General features: G+C 72.8%; 11 protein-coding genes. 10 read left to right on the top strand and 1 reads right to left on the bottom strand.

Features of this window, described 5'->3' with window-relative positions; translation table 11 throughout:
- Positions 1-19 precede the first annotated feature (19 nt).
- The 9 genes from ABD691_RS14550 (at position 20) to ABD691_RS14510 (ending at position 14,393) form a co-directional block, all read left to right on the top strand.
- Positions 20-1,384: an MFS transporter gene (locus ABD691_RS14550; protein ID WP_344680197.1), complete on the top strand. Its 1,365-nt coding sequence runs from the start codon at positions 20-22 to the stop codon at positions 1,382-1,384.
- A complete protein-coding gene (locus ABD691_RS14545) occupies positions 1,377-3,467 on the top strand; it encodes a molybdopterin oxidoreductase family protein (protein WP_344680196.1) in 2,091 nt (696 codons plus the stop codon). Before ABD691_RS14550 ends, ABD691_RS14545 begins: the two co-directional genes overlap by 8 nt.
- Positions 3,464-4,846 (top strand): FAD-dependent oxidoreductase, encoded by a 1,383-nt coding sequence (locus ABD691_RS14540; protein WP_344680195.1) that lies wholly within the window; start codon positions 3,464-3,466, stop codon positions 4,844-4,846. The genes ABD691_RS14545 and ABD691_RS14540 overlap by 4 nt, the downstream gene beginning before the upstream one ends.
- A complete protein-coding gene (gene nirB, locus ABD691_RS14535; RefSeq protein ID WP_344680194.1) occupies positions 4,843-7,362 on the top strand; it encodes a nitrite reductase large subunit NirB in 2,520 nt (839 codons plus the stop codon). Before ABD691_RS14540 ends, nirB begins: the two co-directional genes overlap by 4 nt.
- Positions 7,359-7,682, top strand: a complete 324-nt coding sequence (gene nirD, locus ABD691_RS14530) for a nitrite reductase small subunit NirD (protein ID WP_344680193.1) — start codon at positions 7,359-7,361, stop codon at positions 7,680-7,682. The genes nirB and nirD overlap by 4 nt, the downstream gene beginning before the upstream one ends.
- On the top strand, positions 7,679-8,824 hold the full coding sequence (locus ABD691_RS14525; RefSeq protein ID WP_344680192.1) for a uroporphyrinogen-III synthase: 1,146 nt from the start codon (positions 7,679-7,681) through the stop codon (positions 8,822-8,824). Before nirD ends, ABD691_RS14525 begins: the two co-directional genes overlap by 4 nt.
- Complete coding sequence (locus tag ABD691_RS14520) at positions 8,815-9,489, top strand: sirohydrochlorin chelatase (protein ID WP_344680191.1); 675 nt, start codon at positions 8,815-8,817, stop codon at positions 9,487-9,489. The genes ABD691_RS14525 and ABD691_RS14520 overlap by 10 nt, the downstream gene beginning before the upstream one ends.
- Before the next feature lie 107 nt (positions 9,490-9,596).
- The gene (locus ABD691_RS14515; protein WP_344680190.1) at positions 9,597-9,989 is read left to right on the top strand and encodes a hypothetical protein; all 393 of its coding nucleotides are present in this window, start codon (positions 9,597-9,599) and stop codon (positions 9,987-9,989) included.
- 45 nt (positions 9,990-10,034) lie between these two features.
- Positions 10,035-14,393: an HAD-IC family P-type ATPase gene (locus ABD691_RS14510; RefSeq protein WP_344680188.1), complete on the top strand. Its 4,359-nt coding sequence runs from the start codon at positions 10,035-10,037 to the stop codon at positions 14,391-14,393.
- 219 nt (positions 14,394-14,612) lie between these two features.
- Here ABD691_RS14510 and ABD691_RS14505 read toward each other — a convergent pair whose 3' ends face one another.
- Positions 14,613-15,545, bottom strand: coding sequence for an EamA family transporter (locus ABD691_RS14505; RefSeq protein ID WP_344680187.1), 933 nt, complete (start codon positions 15,543-15,545; stop codon positions 14,613-14,615).
- 296 nt (positions 15,546-15,841) lie between these two features.
- Between ABD691_RS14505 and acnA the strand changes: the two genes are divergently transcribed.
- Positions 15,842-18,637 (top strand): aconitate hydratase AcnA (acnA, locus tag ABD691_RS14500; protein WP_344680186.1); only part of this gene is annotated, 2,796 nt, incomplete at its 3' end.

Here is an 18,637-nt window from a genome sequence, read left to right as displayed (position 1 = left end):
CGACGAAGAGGAGCCGACTTTGACGACCACATCGACGCTCAGGACCGGATCCGGCCGCTGGATCGGCGGCTGGAACCCCGAGGACGAGCAGTTCTGGGAGCGCGAGGGCAAGCACGTCGCGCGGCGCAACCTCTACCTGTCGATCTTCACCGAGCACCTCGGATTCTCCGTGTGGAGCATCTGGTCGGTCATGGTGCTGTTCATGTCGCCCGCCATCGGCCTGGGCTTCACCGCGGGCGAGAAGTTCCTGCTGGTGTGCACCCCGACCCTGGTGGGCGCGCTGCTGCGGCTGCCCTACAGCTACGCGGTGACCCGCTACGGCGGGCGCAACTGGACCGTGTTCTCCACCTCGATCCTGCTGATACCCACGCTGCTGACCTGCTGGTTCGTCCAGCAGCCCGGCACCCCGCTGTGGGTGTTCCTGGTGCTGGGCGCGCTGACCGGGGTCGGCGGCGGCAACTTCGCGTCGTCGATGACCAACATCACCACGTTCTACCCGCAGCGGTTACAGGGCTGGGCGCTGGGCCTCAACGCCGGTGGCGGCAACCTCGGCGTGCCGGTGGTGCAGCTGATCGGGCTCGGCGTGATCGCGTTCGTCGGCAACACCAGCCCCGCCTACGTCGCCGGGGTCTACCTGCCGCTGATCGTGATCGGCGCGCTGCTGGCCGCCTGGAAGATGGACAACGTAGACGCCGTGCGCTCCGAGCCGGGCGCGCTGCGGGACTCCGCCCGCGAGCCGCACACCTGGTGGATCTCGCTGCTCTACATCGGCACCTTCGGCTCGTTCATCGGCTACGGCTTCGCCTTCGGCCTGGTCCTGCAGAGCCAGTTCGACTTCACCGCGCTCCAGGCCGCGTCCTACACCTTCCTCGGCCCGCTGCTGGGTTCGCTGTCGCGTCCGTTCGGCGGGCGGATGTCGGACCGCTGGGGCGGTGCCGTGGTGACCCTGTGGACCTTCGTCGGCCTGGCGTTGGGCACCGCGCTGCTGCTGGTGGCCTCCGCGCAGAACTCCTTCCCGTTGTTCCTGGGCGCGTTCACCGCGCTGTTCCTGCTCGCCGGGATCGGCAACGGGTCGGTCTACAAGATGATCCCGGCCGTGTTCGCCAAGAAGGCCGAGGACGACGTGACCTCCGGCGGTGATGTCACCGCGGCCTTCGCCCAGGCCCGGCGGATGTCCGGTGCGGTGATCGGGATCGCCGGCGCCGTCGGCGCGAGCGGCGGCGTCGGGATCAACCTCGCCTTCCGCGCCTCCTACGGCAGCGAGGCCGCCAGCGGTGACGCCGCGTTCGTCACCTTCCTCGCCTTCTACGCGGTCTGCGTGCTGGTCACGTGGGCGGTGTACCTGCGGCGGGGACGTTCGACACCGGAGGCCGCCGATGCCTGAACCGAAAACCGTCGCCACGCACTGCCCGTACTGCGCGCTCCAGTGCGGCACCCGACTCAGCCGCGAGCGGGCCGGGGTGACCGTTCGGCCGTCCGACTTCCCGGTCAACAAGGGCGGGCTGTGCCAGAAGGGCTGGACCGCCCCGACGCTCCTGGACACCCCCGACCGGCTGCGCCACCCGCTGGTGCGCGACGCGGGCGGGCGGCTGGTCCCGGTGGACTGGGACACCGCGCTCGACAAGGTCGCCGGTGAGCTGCGCCGGATCCAGGCCGCGCACGGCCGGGACTCGGTGGCCGTGTTCGGCGGCGGCGGGCTGACCAACGAGAAGGCGTACCTGCTCGGCAAGTTCGCGCGGGTCGCGCTCGGCACCAGCCAGATCGACTACAACGGCCGGTTCTGCATGTCCTCGGCCGCCGCCGCGGGCAACGCCGCGTTCGGGCTGGACCGGGGACTTCCGTTCCCGGTCACCGACCTCGGCGCGGCGGACGTGGTCCTGCTCGCCGGGGCCAACCCGGCCGAGACCATGCCGCCGCTGATGCAGCACCTCGCCCACCCCGAGCTGATCGTGATCGACCCGCGCCGCAGCGCCACCGCCGAACGCGCGGCGCTGCACCTGCAGCCCGCGCCCGGCACCGACCTGGCGCTGGCGCTCGGGCTGCTGCACATCGCCGTCGTCGACGGCTGGACCGACACCGACTACATCCGCGGGCGCACCACCGGTTTCGACGCCGCGTGGCAGCTGGCGCTGAGCTGGTGGCCGGAGCGGGTCGAGCGGGTCACCGGGGTGGCGGTCAGCGCGCAGCGCACCGCGGTGCGGATGCTGGCCGAGGCGGAGCGGGCGCACGTGCTGACCGGTCGCGGTGCCGAGCAGCACAGCAAGGGTTCCGACACCGTGGCCGGGTTCATCAACCTCGCGCTCGCGCTCGGGCTGCCCGGCAGGGAGGGCAGCGGGTACGGCTGCCTGACCGGGCAGGGCAACGGGCAGGGCGGCCGGGAGCACGGCCAGAAGGCCGACCAGCTGCCCGGCTACCGGATGATCACCGATCCCGGCTCGCGGGAGCACATCGCAAGGCTGTGGGGCGTGGCAGCGGACTCGCTGCCCGGCCCCGGCCGCAGCGCCTACGAACTGCTTGACGCGCTGGGCACCGAAGGCGGAGCGCGCGCTCTGCTGGTTTTCGGTTCGAATCCGGCGGTGTCGGCGCCCAACGCCGGGCACATCACCGAGCGTCTGTCCTCTTTGGACCTCCTGGTCGTGGCGGACTTCGTGCCGTCGGAGACGACCCGGATGGCCGACGTGGTCCTGCCGGTCACCCAGTGGGCCGAGGAGGACGGCACGATGACGAACCTGGAGGGCCGCATCCTGCGCAGGCGGCGCCTCCAGGTCCCCCCCTCGCACGCGCGCAGCGACCTGGAGGTCCTGCACGGGCTGGCGGTCCGGCTCGGTGAGCCGGGCCACCGCTACCCCACCGCGCCGCGGGAGGTCTTCGACGAGCTGCGCCGCGCCTCGGCGGGCGGCAAGGCCGACTACTCGGGAATCACCTACGACCGGCTCGAATCCGGCGAGGCGCTGCACTGGCCCTGCCCGGACAACCAGAACCCCGACGCCCCGCACCCGGGCACGCCCCGGCTGTTCCTCGACGGCTTCGCCCACCCCGACGGCCGCGCCCGGTTCGCGGCCGTCGACCACCGCGACGCCGCCGAGCTGCCGGGCACCGCGTTCCCGCTGCACGCCACCACCGGGCGGGTGCTCGCGCAGTACCAGTCGGGCGCGCAGACCCGCCGGATCGCCGAGCTCAACGAGGCCGCACCGGAGTCGTTCATGGAAATCCACCCCGACACCGCCGACCGGGCAGGGCTCCGCGACGGCGCGCTCGCGCGGGTCAGCTCCGCGCGCGGCGAGACCGTCGCGCGCGTCCGGCTGGTCGGCACGATGCGCACCGACACGGTGTTCCTGCCGTTCCACTTCCCCGACGACGAGCGGGCCAACCTGATCACCGGTGACGCGCTGGACCCGCGCAGCCGGATGCCGGAGTTCAAGGTCAGCGCGGTGCGCGTGCGATCGGCCGACGAGGTGGGCCGATGAGCCGCGTACTCGTCATCGGCAACGGCCCCGCCGCGCACCGGTTCGCCGACCGGATGCGCCACCACGGGCACCGGGGCCCGATCACGATCCTCGGGGCCGAGCCCCGGGCCGCCTACAACCGGGTCCTGCTCGGATCGGTCCTCGACGGTTCGCTGACCCCGGAGGGGATCACGCTGCCCGGCGTCGACGCCGACGTCCGGCTCGGGGTCACCGCGACCCACGTCGACCGCCGCAGCCGCTGGGTGCACACCGACACCGACGGCATCCACAGCTACGACGAGCTGGTCCTGGCGACGGGCGCCCGGGCCTGGACCCCGGAGATCGCCGGGCTCCAGGACGCCGACAACGTCCGGACCCTGCGGACCCTCGCCGACTGCGAACGGCCCCCTCGGGGACGGGTCGTGGTGATCGGCGGCGGAATCCTCGGGGTCGAGGCGGCCCGCGGGCTCGCGGGCCGGGGCTGCGAGGTCACGCTCGTGCACCCGAAGAAGTACCTGATGGACCGGCAGCTCGACGCCACCGGCGGCAAGCTGCTCGCCGACCGGCTGAGGACGCTCGGCGTGCAGACCCGGCTCGGGCGCAAGGCGGTCGAGCACCAGCCGGGCAAGCTCGTGCTCGACGACGGCGAGGTGCTGGCGGTCGACTCGCTGTTCGTCTGCACCGGGGTCGTGCCCGAGACCGAGCTGGCCCGCCGCAGCGGGCTGGAGGTCGCCCGCGGCGTGGTGGTCGACGACCGGATGACCACCAGCGACCCGCGGGTGCACGCGATCGGCGACTGCGCCGAGCACGGCGGCGAGGTGCCGGGCCTGATCGCCACCGCCTGGGACCAGGCCGACGCGCTGGCCCGCAGGCTCACCGGCTCCGACACCCGCTACACCGGCACCAGGACGGTCACCCGGCTCAAGGCGCGCGGCATCGACCTGGTGTCGCTGGGCACGCCGGAGGGGCTGGCCAGCCTGGACGCCGAGGTCGTCACGCTGTCGGACCCGGCGCGCGGGCGCTACGCCCGGCTGGCGCTGGAGGACGAGCGCATCACCGGCGCGGTGCTGTTCGGCTTCCCGCAGGCGATCGCCTCGGTCACGCAGCTGCACGACGGCGACCTGCCGGTGCCGTCCGACCGGCTGGGCCTGCTGCTGGGCACCGCCGCGGCGACCAGGGCGACCCCGGTCGAGCTGCCCGACGACGCGGTCGTCTGCCGCTGCAACAACGTGACCAAGAAGGCGCTGGTCACCGCGTGGCACGGGGGCTCGCGCAGCGTCGCCGAGCTGGCGCGGACCACCCGCGCGACCACCGGCTGCGGCGGCTGCGCCGACGACGTCCGCCGCATCTGCGGCTCGCTACGCACCCACACCGATGAAGAACAGGAGGGCGCCGCATGACCCGCACTCTCATCGTGGTCGGCCACGGCATGGTCGGTCACCGCCTCGTTGAAGAGGTCCGGGCCAAGGACACCGGCGACGCCTGGCGGATCGTCGTGCTCGGCGAGGAACCGCACCCCGCCTACGACCGCGTGGCGCTGTCGTCCTACCTGGACGGCAAGAGCGCCGAGGACCTCAGCCTGGTCTCCCACGAGTTCCTCGAAGACCCGCTGGTCGAGCTGCGGCTGACCACCGGCGTCACCGCCGTCGACCGCGCGGCCCGGACGGTGTCCACAACCGACGGTGCGGTGCTGTCCTACGACGCGCTGGTGCTGGCGACCGGATCGCGCCCGTTCGTCCCGCCGGTGCCCGGCCACGACCTCGAGGGCAGCTTCGTCTACCGGACCCTCGACGACCTCGACGCGATCCGCGACGCCGCGACCGAGGGCCGTCCCGGCGTGGTGATCGGCGGCGGTCTGCTCGGGCTGGAGGCGGCGAACGCGTTGCGGCTGCTGGGAATGCGCCCGCACGTCGTGGAGATGGCGCCCCGGCTGATGCCGCTGCAGGTCGACGAGGGCGGCGGGCAGGTGCTGTCCCGGCTGGTCGAGGAGCTCGGGCTCACCGTGCACTGCGGAGCGGCGACGCAGTCGATCGACGCCGACGAGAACGGCCGGGTGCGCGGCGTGACGCTGTCCGACGGCACCGAGATCGAGACCGATCTGGTGGTGTTCTCGGCCGGTGTCCGCCCCCGCGACGAGCTCGCCGAGCCCGCGGGCCTGGCGCGCGCCGAGCGCGGCGGTGTGCTGGTCGATGAGTTCTGCCGCACCAACGACGAGCACATCTGGGCGGTCGGCGAGTGCGCCGCCGTCGAGGGGCGCTGCTACGGGCTGGTCGCGCCCGGCAACACGATGGCCGAGATCGTGGCCGGGCAGCTGGTCGGCGAGGACGGTGCCGGGTTCCCCGGCGCCGACATGTCGACCAAGCTCAAGCTGCTCGGGGTCGACGTCGCCAGCTTCGGCGACGCGCACGGGACGACCGAAGGCGCGCTGGAAGTCGTCTACGCCAACAACGCGGCGGGCACCTACGCCAAGCTCGTGCTCAGCGACGACGCGCAGGTGCTGCTGGGCGGCGTCCTCGTCGGCGACGCCAGCGCCTACTCCGTGCTCCGGCCGCTGGTGGACCGCCCGCTGCCCGCGCCACCGGAACAGCTCCTGCTGCCCGCGGGCAGCGGCGTCGACGCCGGAGCGCTGCCCGCCGACGCCGTGATCTGCTCCTGCAACAACGTGTCCAAAGGAGACATCACCACCGCGATCGTCGAGCAGGAGCTGGAGGACGTCGCGGCCGTCAAAGCCTGCACCAGGGCGGGAACGACCTGCGGATCCTGCGTGCCGATGCTGAAGACCCTGCTCGGCGAGTGCGGTGTCAGCACCTCCAACGCGCTGTGCGAGCACTTCACGCAGACGCGTGCGGAGCTGTTCGAGATCGTGCAGGCCACCGGGATCGAGACGTTCTCCGAGCTGGTCTCCCGGCACGGCACCGGCCGCGGCTGCGACATCTGCAAGCCCGCCGTCGCCTCGATCCTGGCCAGCCTCGGCAAGGGCCACATCCTCGAAGGCGAGCAGGCCGGCCTCCAGGACACCAACGACCGCTTCCTGGCCAACCTCCAGCGCAACGGGACCTACTCGGTGGTGCCGCGCATCCCCGGCGGGGAGATCACCCCGGAGAAGCTGATCGTCATCGGCGAGGTCGCCAGGGACTTCGGCCTCTACACCAAGATCACCGGCGGGCAGCGGATCGACCTGTTCGGCGCGCGGGTCGAGCAGCTGCCGGTGATCTGGCGCAGGCTGGTCGACGCCGGGTTCGAGTCCGGCCACGCCTACGGCAAGGCGCTGCGCACGGTGAAGTCCTGCGTGGGCACCGACTGGTGCCGCTACGGGGTGCAGGACTCGGTGACCATGGCGATCCGGCTGGAGCTGCGCTACCGCGGCCTGCGCTCCCCGCACAAGATCAAGGCCGGGGTGTCGGGCTGCGCCCGCGAGTGCGCCGAGGCCCGTGGCAAGGACTTCGGGGTGATCGCCACCGAGAAGGGCTGGAACCTCTACGTCGGCGGCAACGGCGGCTTCACCCCGCGCCACGCCGAGCTGCTGGCCGCCGACCTCGACGACGACGGCCTGATCCGGCTGATCGACCGGTTCCTGATGTTCTACGTCCGCACCGCCGACCGGCTCCAGCGCACCTCGGCGTGGATCGAGTCGCTGGAGGGCGGGCTCGACCACGTCCGCGACGTGATCGTCGAGGACTCCCTGGGCATCGCCGAGGAGCTGGAGGCCGCGATGGCCACGCACATCGACGGCTACCACGACGAGTGGGCCGGGGTGCTCGACGACCCGGACAAGCTCTCCCGGTTCGTCTCGTTCGTCAACGCGCCCGAGGCGCCGGACCCGACGATCAGCTTCGTCGAGGAGCGCGGCCAGATCCGGCCCGCTCCCGTCTCCCTGCCCATGCCCTCGTTCGGGCGTCAGGAGGTCAACGCATGAAGTGGCAGCAAGTCTGCGCGTACGAGTCGCTGCCCCCGGAGTGCGGGGTCCCCGCGCTGCTGGGCGAGCAGTCCGTGGCGCTGTTCCGCACCGGCGACGACGAGCTGTTCGCCGTCGGCAACGTCGACCCGTTCTGCGGTGCCGGCGTGATCAGCCGGGGCATCGTCGGTGACCGCGACGGCGAGCCCACGGTGGCCTCGCCGATGCTCAAGCAGGTCTTCTCCCTGCGCACCGGGGAGTGCCTCGACGACCCGGAGATCCGGCTGCCGACCTTCGCGGTCCGCCGCCGCGACGACGTGGTCGAGATCGAGCTTCCATGACCCGAGCGCTCGAACTGGCGGGGTTCACCGTCGGCGTCACCTCGGCACGGCGTGCCGACGAGCTCGGAACGCTGCTCGAACGGCGCGGAGCGCGGGTGCTGCACGGCCCCGCGCTGCGGATCGTGCCGCTGGCCGACGACACCGAACTCCGCAGGGCCACCGAGGAATGCCTGGAGTCCCCTCCGGACGTCGTCGTGGCCACCACCGGCATCGGGTTCCGCGGCTGGATCGAGGCCGCCGAGGGCTGGGGCGTCGGCCCCGAGCTGCTGTCGGCCCTCGGCGGCGCGCGCCTGCTCGCGCGCGGGCCGAAGGCCCGGGGCGCGGTCCGCGCCGCCGGGCTGCCGGACGCGTGGTCGCCCGCGTCGGAGTCGTCGTCCGGCCTGCTCGCCGAGCTGCTGTCCGGCCCGGTCGACGGGCTGCGGATCGCGGTGCAGCTGCACGGCAGGCCGCTGCCGGAGTTCTCGGCCGCCCTGCGCGCGGCCGGTGCGCACGTCGTCGAACTGCCGGTCTACCAATGGGTCCGGCCCGATGACGGGGCGGGGCTGGAGAACCTGCTCGCGGCGTTGTGCGCGCACGAGATCGACGCGGTGACCTTCACCAGCGCCCCGGCGTCGGCGAACCTGCTGGCGCTGGCCGCCGACCTCGACCTGCTCACCGAGCTGGTCGACGCGCTGCGCGGCCCGGTGCTCAGCGTCTGCGTCGGACCGGCGACCGCGGCTCCCCTCGCCGAGCACGGCATCGACCCCGTCGTCCCGGAGCGCTACCGCCTCGGCGGGCTGGTGCGCGCGCTGTGCGAGGCGCTGCCCGGGCGGGCGCACGTCCTCGCGGTGGCGGGCCGGACGCTGCAGCTGCGCGGCCACGCCGCGCTGGTCGACGGCGTGCTCAAACCCCTTTCCCCGAGCGGCAAAGCGCTGCTGCGGGCGCTGATGGAGCAGCCGGGCCGGGTCGTCACCCGCCGCGACCTCGCCGCCACGCTCAACGCCGCGACGTCGACCGGGCGGGCGCTCGACGAGCACGCGGTGGAGGTCGCGATCGCGCGGCTGCGCGCCTCGCTGGGCGCGCCGGGTCTCGTCCAGACCGTGATCAAACGCGGTTACCGGCTGCCACTGGAACCGATGAAGGACGCACAACCATGCACCTGACCACTCCCCTGCTGCTCGTCGCCCACGGCACCCGCGATCCCGCGGGCCCGCGCGAGATCGAACGCATCGCCGACGCCGCGGCGCGGGAACTCGACGTGCCCGTGCACGTGGCCTACGTCGACGTCATCGGGCCGACGGTCGCCGAGGCCATGCGGGAGATCGGCGGTCCGGCGGTCGTGCTGCCCGCGTTCCTGGCCGCCGGGTACCACGTGCGCACCGATCTGCCCGAGCAGCTCGGCGACGCCGAAGCCGTGGTGTGCCCGCCGCTCGGCCCGGCGCCCGAGATCGCCGACGCGATGCTGGAACAGCTGTCCCGCGCCGGATGGCGTCCCGGTGACCGCGTGCTGTTCTCCGCCGCCGGTTCCTCGGACGAGCGCGCGCTCGACGACGTCGGCGAGGCCGCCCAGCTGCTCGGCCGCCGCTGCGGCCAGTGGCTGCGCCCCAGCTACGTCACCACCGCGCGGCCGCTCACCGCCGACTGCTGCCCCGCTGCGGGCCGCGCCTTCGTCGCGCCCTACCTGCTCGCGCCCGGGCTGTTCCACCAGCGGCTCCGCGAGCTCCCGGTCACCGGCGTCGCCGACCCGATCGGCGCGCACCCGAAGGTGATCGACCTGGTCGTCCGGCGCTACCGCGCGGCGGTCGGCCAGGACCGCTCCGCGGCCTGAAGCGACCTGCTGCTCCACGTTCGGGACAACGTTGGCCCAAATGGTTCATCTGCTGTTAACTCTCTCGTAGGCTTGACGATTGCGAGCTACCTGCGAAGGGGGTCCTGATGGCCACCACAACGTCCACCAAGTCCAGGCCGAGGCAACGTCGCACCAGCTCCACCTCCCGGCAGACCGGCGAGCAGCGGGCCGCGTCGTCCGGCACCAGCGCGCAGACCAGCGGCATGACGCTGAACCTGCCGTTCGTCACCGCCAGGTTCCACGCTCCGGACATGCACCTGCCGAGCAGGCAGGACGTCACCGCGGCGGCCAGCTCCGCGGCCGAGACGGTGCGCGCCCAGCTGCCCTCGCGCGGCCAGGCCGTGTTCTACGGCGCGCTGGGACTGGGCGCGGCGCTGTCGATGATCGAATGGCCGGTCGCCCTGGCGATCGGGGTCGGCAACGCGCTGATCGAACGCGAGATGCACGAGCACAAGCACAACGGGTCCTCCTCCGGCTGACCCGCGCGCCCGTCCGGTCGTGCGGCACGAGTTCGGAGGAGTCGGATGCCCCTGGGTTGGCTGGTTTCGGCAGCGGCGGACGTCGTCGGCCCGGTCTGGGCCGCCGCGCGCACGCTCGGTGAGGCCCCTTCCCGGCGCCGCATGTGGGCCGCCGGGAACCGGACCCACCTGGAAGTCCGGGGCGTGCACCATCCCGGCACCGAGGACGCCGCGCGTGCCCTGGAAGACCGGCTGACCGAAGCACCCGGCGTGCACGCCGCGGAGGTCAACGCCGTCCTGGGCCGGGTGACGATCACGCACGACCCGCGGACCACCCCGGCCCAGCTCGGCAGGATCGTCTCCGACGTCGAATCCGAGCACGGCCTCGCCGACAACGCCCCGGCGGGCCGCAAGCACCCCGGCAACGCCGGACCGCTGCTGCGCGAGGTCGGCGCGCTCGCCGTGGGCGTCGCCGGGCTCGGCTACGCGGTCACGACCTCGGTGCTGCCGGTGCGCGCGCTGCCCGCGCTGGTTCCCACCGCGGTCTCCCTCGCCGACTCGGTGCCGTGGATGCGTTCGCCGGTCGAGCGCGGTCTCGGCCGCGAGACCGCCGACGCCGTGTTCGCCGCGGCCGGCGTGCTGTCCCAGACCCTCGCGCGGCGGCCGATCGCGGTGTTCAGCGACGCGTGCCAGCGGCTGTGCACCTCGCGCGAAGCGCTCGCCCGGCACGAGGCGTGGCGGCGCTGGGAAGAAGCGGCGGCCGAACGGCCCGGCACGCACCGCGCGGAGCCGATCGAGGCCGAGCCCCGGCCTGTCCGCCTGCCGGACGGCCCGGTCGAGAAGGTGGCCAACACCTCCGGCGGCCTGGCGGTCGCCGGTTACGGCACGGTGCTGGCCACCACCCGGATGCCCGAGCGCGCGCTGGCCACCATGCTCGCCGGCGTGCCGAAGGCGGGGCGGGCCGGCCGGGAGGCGTTCGCCGCGCAGCTGGCCAGCTCGCTGTCGCACCGCGGCAACCTCGTCTTCGACCCGGACGCGCTGCGGCGGCTGGACCGGGTCGACACCGTGGTGCTCGACAGCGGTGTGCTGTGCACCGGCCGCAACGTCATCGGCACCGTCACCCCGTTCGACCCCGCGGCCGACACCACCGCGCTTTTCCAGCGCGCCAACGAAGTCATCGACACCACCGACCCGCGCCGGACGGCGCACAGCGGTGACTGGTCGGCAGTTCCGATGTCCGGCCGCGAGACCGGGCTGCCGTCCCATGTCGAGTCCACCCTGCGGGAGGAAACCCAGCGGGGCTCGACCGTGCTGATGCTCAGGCACGGCTCCGATCCGGTCGCGGTTGTCGCGGTCGGGGCGGAACTCGATCCGTTCGCCGAGGCGCTGGTCGACGCCGCGCGTTCCGCGGGGTCGGTGGTGATCGCGGGGATCGGCACCCACCTGGAGCGCAGGCTTGAGGTCAGCGGTGTCGTCGCGGGCGGCAACCGGTTGCCGGGGTCGGTGCGGCAGTTGCAGTCCGAAGGCCGGGTCGTCGTGGTGGTCTCGGCGCGCGGGCACTCCGCGCTGGCCGCCGCCGACGTCGGGATCGGACTGCCCGGCTCGTCCGGAACCACCCCGTGGGGCGCGCACATCGCCTGCGCCAGCACCACCGAAGCGCACGCCCTTCTGTCCGCTGTGGACTACGCGCGGCGGGCGAGCCGGTACGGAGCGGCGCTGTCGGTCGCCGGATCCTCCGCGGGCGCGATGTTCGGCGCGCTCGGTCCCGCTTTCGGCGCGGGTGCCCGCGCTTCGCTGCCGGTGCACGCCGCCACCCTGTGCGCGCTCGGCGCCGGGACCTGGACCGGAGTGCAGGCCACCTCGACTCCCCCGCCGACGCCGCGCACCCGCACGCCCTGGCACGCACTGCCGGCGCAGGCGGTGCTGGGGTTGCTCGGCACTTCCTCGGAAGGGCTCAGCGAATCCGAGGCCAAGCAACGGGAACGGCCCGTCGAACCCCGGACCGGTGACGAAAGCGTCGCGCTGGCCACCGTCGAGGGGCTGATCAACCCGATGACCGCGGTGCTCGGCGCGGGCGCGGTGATCTCGGCCGGGCTCGGGTCGATCGCCGACGCCGGGATGATCATGTTCGTGCTCGGGGCCAGCGCCCTGGTGGACGGCGTCCAGCGGGTCACCACCAACCGCGAGCTCGCGCGGCTGTTGGCCGCCGGGCAGCTGCCGGCCCACCTGCGCCGCGACGGCACCACCCGGACCGTGCCCGCCGACCAGCTGGTGCCGGGCGACGTCATCGAGCTGCGCGCGGGCGACGGCGTGCCTGCCGACTGCCGGGTGCTCGACGCCGAGGGCGCCGAACTCGACGAGTCGAGCCTGACCGGCGAGTCCCAGCTGGTGACCAAGACGCCCCAGGCCACCGGCGCGAGCATGATCGCCGACCGGACGTCGATGCTCTACCAGGGCACGGCGATGGCCAGCGGCCGGGCGACCGCGATCGTGGTGGCCACCGGCACCCAGACCGAACTCGGCAGCACCACCCAGGAGAACGGCGCGGCGGTACCGGGGACCGGCGGTGTGGAGGCCAGGCTCGGCTACCTGGCCAAACGCACGATCCCGCTGTCGGCCGGAGCAGGCGGGGTACTGGCGATAGCCGACCTGGTGCGCGGCGCCCCGCTGGGACAGGCGGTGAGCCGGGCCGTCGGGCTGGCCGTCGCGGCGGTGCCCGAAGGGCTGCCGTTCGTGGCCACCGTCGCTGAGACGGCCGCGGCGCGGCGGCTGGCCGGCCGCGGGGTGCTCGTGCGCAGCCCGAAGACGATCGAGGCGCTGGGCCGGGTCGACGCGCTGTGCTTCGACAAGACCGGCACCCTCACCCAGGGCCGGATCAGCCTCCGGCAGGTCTCCGACGGCCGCGCCAGCCGCCCGGTCGACGACCTCGACCCGTGGCTGCGGCAGGTCGTCACCACCGCCGTCTACGCCTCCCCCGAGCAGGAGGACCGGCCGCTGCCGCACCCGACCGACCGGGCGGTGGTGGAAGGCGCCGAGGCGGCGGGCATCCCGCCCACGAACGGGACGTCCCGGGTGCTGGCGGACCTGCCGTTCGAACCGTCGCGCGGCTACCACGCGGTGCGCGCGGAAGGGCCGGACGGCCAGCATCGGGTCAACGTCAAGGGAGCTCCCGAGGTGGTCCTGGAGCGCTGCGCGCGGTGGCGGCGGCCGGACCGGCACCTGCCGTTCGACGGCGACGCCCGCGCGCAGGTCGAGGACGAGGTCGAGCGGCTCGCGCAGCTGGGGTACCGGGTGCTCGCCGTCGCCGAGCGCGCCGCGTCGACCCGGCCGGAGCTGGCCGACTCCGACGTCGACGAGCTGGACTTCGTGGGCCTGCTGGCGCTGGCCGACCCGGTGCACCCGACCGCCGCCGAGGCCGTGGGCCGCCTGCGGCGCGCGGGCGTCGACGTCATCATGATCACCGGCGACCACCCGAGCACCGCCGAGGCGATCGCGGTCGAGCTGGACATGCTCCAGGGCAAGCGGGTCGTCAACGGCGCCGAGCTGGACGAGATGGACGACGACGAGCTGATCGCCGACCTGCCCAAGATCGCGGTGTTCGCCCGGGTCAGCCCGGCGCAGAAGGCCCGGATCGTGCGGCAGCTGCGGCGCGGCGGCCGGGTCGCGGCGATGACCGGCGACGGCGCCAACGACGTGCCCGCGATCAAGCTGGCCCAGGTCGGCATCGCGCTGGGCTCCCGCGCCACCCCGGCCGCCAGGGAGGCCGCGGACCTGGTCATCACCGACGACCGGATCGAGACCATCACCGACGCGATCGTCGAAGGCCGGGGCATGTGGGCGTCGGTGCACGACGCGCTGTCGATCCTGCTCGGCGGCAACCTGGGCGAGATCGGCTTCACCCTCGGCGCGGGCCTGCTGGGCACCGCCGCCGCGCCCAACGCCCGCCAGCTGCTGGTGGTGAACCTGCTGACCGACGTGCTCCCGGCGCTGGCCATCGCGGTCCGCCCGCCGCCGGGCCGCACCCCCGAGCAGCTGCTGTCCGAAGGCCCCGAGGTGTCGCTCGGCTCGGCGCTCACCCGCGACGTCTACGTCCGCGCCGCCGCCACCGCCGGAGCGGCCGGTGCGGCGTGGCTGCTGACCAGACCGCTCGGCACCGCCGGGCAGGCTCGCACCGCGGGCCTGGTCGCACTGGTGGCCGGGCAGCTGGGGCAGACGATGGCGATGCGCGGCCGGACCCCGCTGGTGCTCGGCGCGGGCGCGGTGTCCATGGTGGTCCTGGCGACCGTGGTCCAGGTCCCCGGGGTCAGCCACTTCTTCGGCAGCCAGCCGCTGCTGCCGCACCAGTGGCTGATGGCGCTGTCGGCCGCCGCGGTGGCCACCGCCGCCGTCGCGGCCTGGCAGTACTGGCCGCGCCAGGCCGGGTGACGCGGAGTTCGCGCCCGTTTTACCTGGTGGACACGTTGTGCCCACCAAGCCCTCACCTGCGCCATCCACCGTCGGCGGTACCGGTTACCCCGAACGGAAGAACGAGCACCATGTCGAGTTTCCTCACCACCGTCCTGGCCGGCGTCGCGGTCGCGCTCATCGAGGCGCTGGTCATCCACGTGGCCAAGGCCGCCTTCACCCGCGTCGCCTGACCGCGGTTCAGACGCCGACCAGCTCCCGTTCGCCCGGCACCGGCGGGGCCGAGCGCTGGGCGATGAACGCGCCCACCAGGATCAGCGCGCCACCCACCAGCTGGACCGGTCCGAGGTGCTCGCCGAGCAGCAGCCAGGCGAGCACGGTCGCCACCACCGGCTCCAGGAAGGCGACCGCACCCGCCACCGGGGCCGACAGCCCGCGGACCGCGACGATGCCGGTCAGGTAGGCGAACACGGTACCGACCAGCACCACCCAGACCGCGCACAACACCGCCGGGACGGTCTGCCCCGCCAGCTCGACGTCGGCGGTCATCAGCGACCACTCGATCTCCCAGGGCCGGGCGATCACCGAGACCAGCACGGCACCGGTCAGCAGCCCGAAGGAGGTCAGCGCCCGCGGCTCGACCTCGGCCCCGCTGTCGGAGAGCAGGAAGTAGGCCGCCTGGCAGGCCGCGGCGGCCAGCCCGAACAGCAGCCCCAGCGGGTCGAAGGTCAGGCCCGACCACACCTCCACCACGCAGGCCAGCCCCGCGACCGCGACCACCACCCCGACGGCCGCCGACCGGGTCACCGGCCTGCGCCGGACGAACCGGATCCAGCCGAGCACCATCACCGGCCCGAGGAACTCGATCAGCAGCGCCACGCTGACCGGGATGCGCGCGATCGCGGCGAAGTAGAACGCCTGCACCCCGGCGACCGCGAACACGCCGTAGCCCAGCAGCAGCCCGGGCTGGGCGCGCGCCGCCGCGAGGTGCCGGATCGCGAAGGGCAGCATCAGCAGCGCTCCCCCGGCCAGCCGCAGCCAGGCCACCTGCAACGGCGGGATCCCGGCGGTGATCAGGGGTTTCGCGAACGGCCCCGAACCGCCGAAGCAGAACGCCGAGGCGACCGCGACGGCCAGGGCACCGGACCTGGGATGACGGACAACGCTGCGCACGCCGACATGGAAGCATGATGGCCCGACCAATTCCGAGCCGGATTCGCATCACCGCGCGGCAAATCCGCGGCCACTTGCCGGACCGCGCGGTTTCCTCCCCCGGACGGCGGGAAATCCGCCGCGGAGTTCTCGGTCCCGGAAGATGTGATCCAACTTCACGACCCCTGCCTTGAGGGCAAATACAGGACAAGCGTACTGTTACTCTTGAGACCTCGGGTCCACGCGCACGCTCGGCCGACGTGCGCGAGACTCGCTGTCGTTCCCGAACTTGCGCCCGTCGCGAGATGGAGTTGAACGTGACTGCACCTGCGAGCAAGGACAGCTTCGGCGCCCGCGGCACGCTGAAGGTCGGTGACGCCTCCTACGAGGTGTTCCGCCTGAACGCGGTCGACGGCGCGCAGCGCCTGCCCTACAGCCTCAAGATCCTGTTGGAGAACCTGTTGCGCACCGAGGACGGTGCCAACATCACGGCCGAGCACGTGCGTGCTCTGGCCGGCTGGGACGCCAACGCCGAACCGTCCACCGAGATCCAGTTCACCCCCGCGCGGGTCATCATGCAGGACTTCACCGGAGTCCCCTGCGTGGTCGACCTGGCCACCATGCGCGAGGCGGTCGCGGACCTCGGCGGCGACACCTCGAAGGTCAACCCGCTGGCCCCCGCGGAACTGGTGATCGACCACTCGGTGATCATCGACGTGTTCGGCAAGCCGGACGCCTTCGAGCGCAACGTCGAGTTCGAGTACGGGCGCAACAAGGAGCGCTACCAGTTCCTGCGCTGGGGCCAGGGCGCCTTCGACGAGTTCAAGGTCGTCCCGCCCGGCACCGGCATCGTGCACCAGGTCAACATCGAGCACCTGGCCCGCACGGTCATGTCGCGTAACGGGCAGGCGTACCCCGACAGCTGTGTGGGCACCGACTCGCACACCACCATGGTCAACGGCCTGGGCGTGCTGGGCTGGGGCGTCGGCGGCATCGAGGCCGAGGCCGCGATGCTCGGCCAGCCGGTCTCGATGCTGATCCCGCGCGTGGTCGGCTTCAAGCTCACCGGTGAGATCCCGGCGGGCGCGACCGCCACCGACGTGGTGCTCACGATCACCGAGATGCTGCGCAAGCACGGCGTGGTCGGCAAGTTCGTCGAGTTCTACGGCTCGGGCGTGTCGGCGGTGCCGCTGGCCAACCGCGCCACCATCGGCAACATGAGCCCCGAGTTCGGCTCGACCTGCGCGATCTTCCCGATCGACGACGAGACGATCCGCTACCTCAAGCTCACCGGCCGCTCCGAGGAGCAGGTCGCGCTCACCGAGGCCTACGCCAAGGAGCAGGGCCTCTGGCACGACGCCGACGTCGAGCCGGAGTACTCCGAGTACCTCGAACTGGACCTGTCCACCGTGGTCCCGTCCATCGCGGGCCCGAAGCGCCCGCAGGACCGGATCGCGGTCTCGGAGGCCAAGACCTCGTTCCGCAAGTCGCTGACCGACTACGTCAAGGTCGAGTCCGCCGACGACGCCGCGCTGGACGAGGCCGGCGAGGAGTCCTTCCCCGCCAGCGACGCCCCGTCGGTGACCGCGCACGGTTCGGTCCCGCAGATCGCCTCCGCCGCCAACGGCTCGCACGGCCGGGTGTCCAACCCGATCGCCGTGAAGTCCGAGGAGTACGGCGAGTTCGAGCTCGACCACGGCGCCGTGGTGATCGCCTCGATCACCTCCTGCACCAACACCTCCAACCCGTCGGTGATGCTGGGCGCCGCGCTGCTGGCCCGCAACGCCGTGGACCGGGGCCTGACCCGCAAGCCGTGGGTCAAGACCTCGATGGCCCCGGGTTCGCAGGTCGTCACCGACTACTACGAGAAGGCCGGTCTCTGGCCGTACCTGGAGAAGCTCGGCTTCCACCTGGTCGGCTACGGCTGCACCACCTGCATCGGCAACTCCGGTCCGCTGCCCGAGGAGATCTCGGCCGCGGTGCAGGCCAACGACCTGTCGGTGACCTCGGTGCTGTCGGGCAACCGCAACTTCGAGGGCCGGATCAACCCCGACGTCAAGATGAACTACCTGGCCTCGCCGCCGCTGGTCATCGCCTACGCGCTCGCGGGTTCGATGGACTTCGACTTCGAGAACGACCCGCTGGGCAACGACACCGAGGGCAAGCCGGTCTACCTGCGCGACATCTGGCCGTCGCCGCAGGAGGTCCAGCAGACCATCGACTCGGCGATCACCCAGGAGATGTTCACCAAGGACTACTCCGACGTGTTCAAGGGCGACGAGCGCTGGCGCTCGCTGCCCACCCCGGAGGGCGAGACCTTCGACTGGGACGCGGAGTCGACCTACGTGCGCAAGCCCCCGTACTTCGAGGGCATGGGCATGGAGCCGACGCCGGTCGAGGACATCTCCGGTGCGCGGGTGCTGGCGCTGCTGGGCGACTCGGTCACCACCGACCACATCTCCCCGGCCGGTGCGATCAAGCCGGACTCGCCCGCGGGCAGGTACCTCAGCGAGCACGGCATCGAGCGCAAGGACTTCAACTCCTACGGTTCCCGCCGCGGCAACCACGAGGTGATGATCCGGGGCACCTTCGCCAACATCCGGCTGCGCAACCTGCTGCTCGACGACGTGCAGGGCGGCTACACCCGCGACTTCACCCAGGAGGGCGGGCCGCAGTCGTTCATCTACGACGCCGCGCAGAACTACGCCGCGCAGGGCACCCCGCTGGTGGTGCTGGGCGGCAAGGAGTACGGCTCCGGTTCGTCCCGGGACTGGGCGGCCAAGGGCACCCGCCTGCTGGGCGTGCGCGCGGTCATCGCCGAGTCCTTCGAGCGCATCCACCGCTCGAACCTGATCGGCATGGGCGTCATCCCGCTCCAGTTCCCGGCGGGCTCCTCGGCGAAGTCGCTGGGCCTGGACGGCACCGAGACCTTCGACTTCGCGGGCATCACCAAGCTCAACGACGGTGAGACCCCGGAGACGGTCAAGGTGACGGCCACCAAGGCCGACGGATCCACCGTGGAGTTCGACGCCAAGGTGCGCATCGACACCCCCGGTGAGGCGGACTACTACCGCAACGGCGGCATCCTGCAGTACGTGCTGCGCAAGATGATC

It is taken from the genome of Saccharopolyspora taberi (assembly GCF_039534165.1).
In the GTDB taxonomy this organism is placed as follows: Bacteria; Actinomycetota; Actinomycetes; order Mycobacteriales; family Pseudonocardiaceae; genus Saccharopolyspora_D; species Saccharopolyspora_D taberi.
This window is presented reverse-complemented; position numbering and strand designations above follow the sequence as displayed.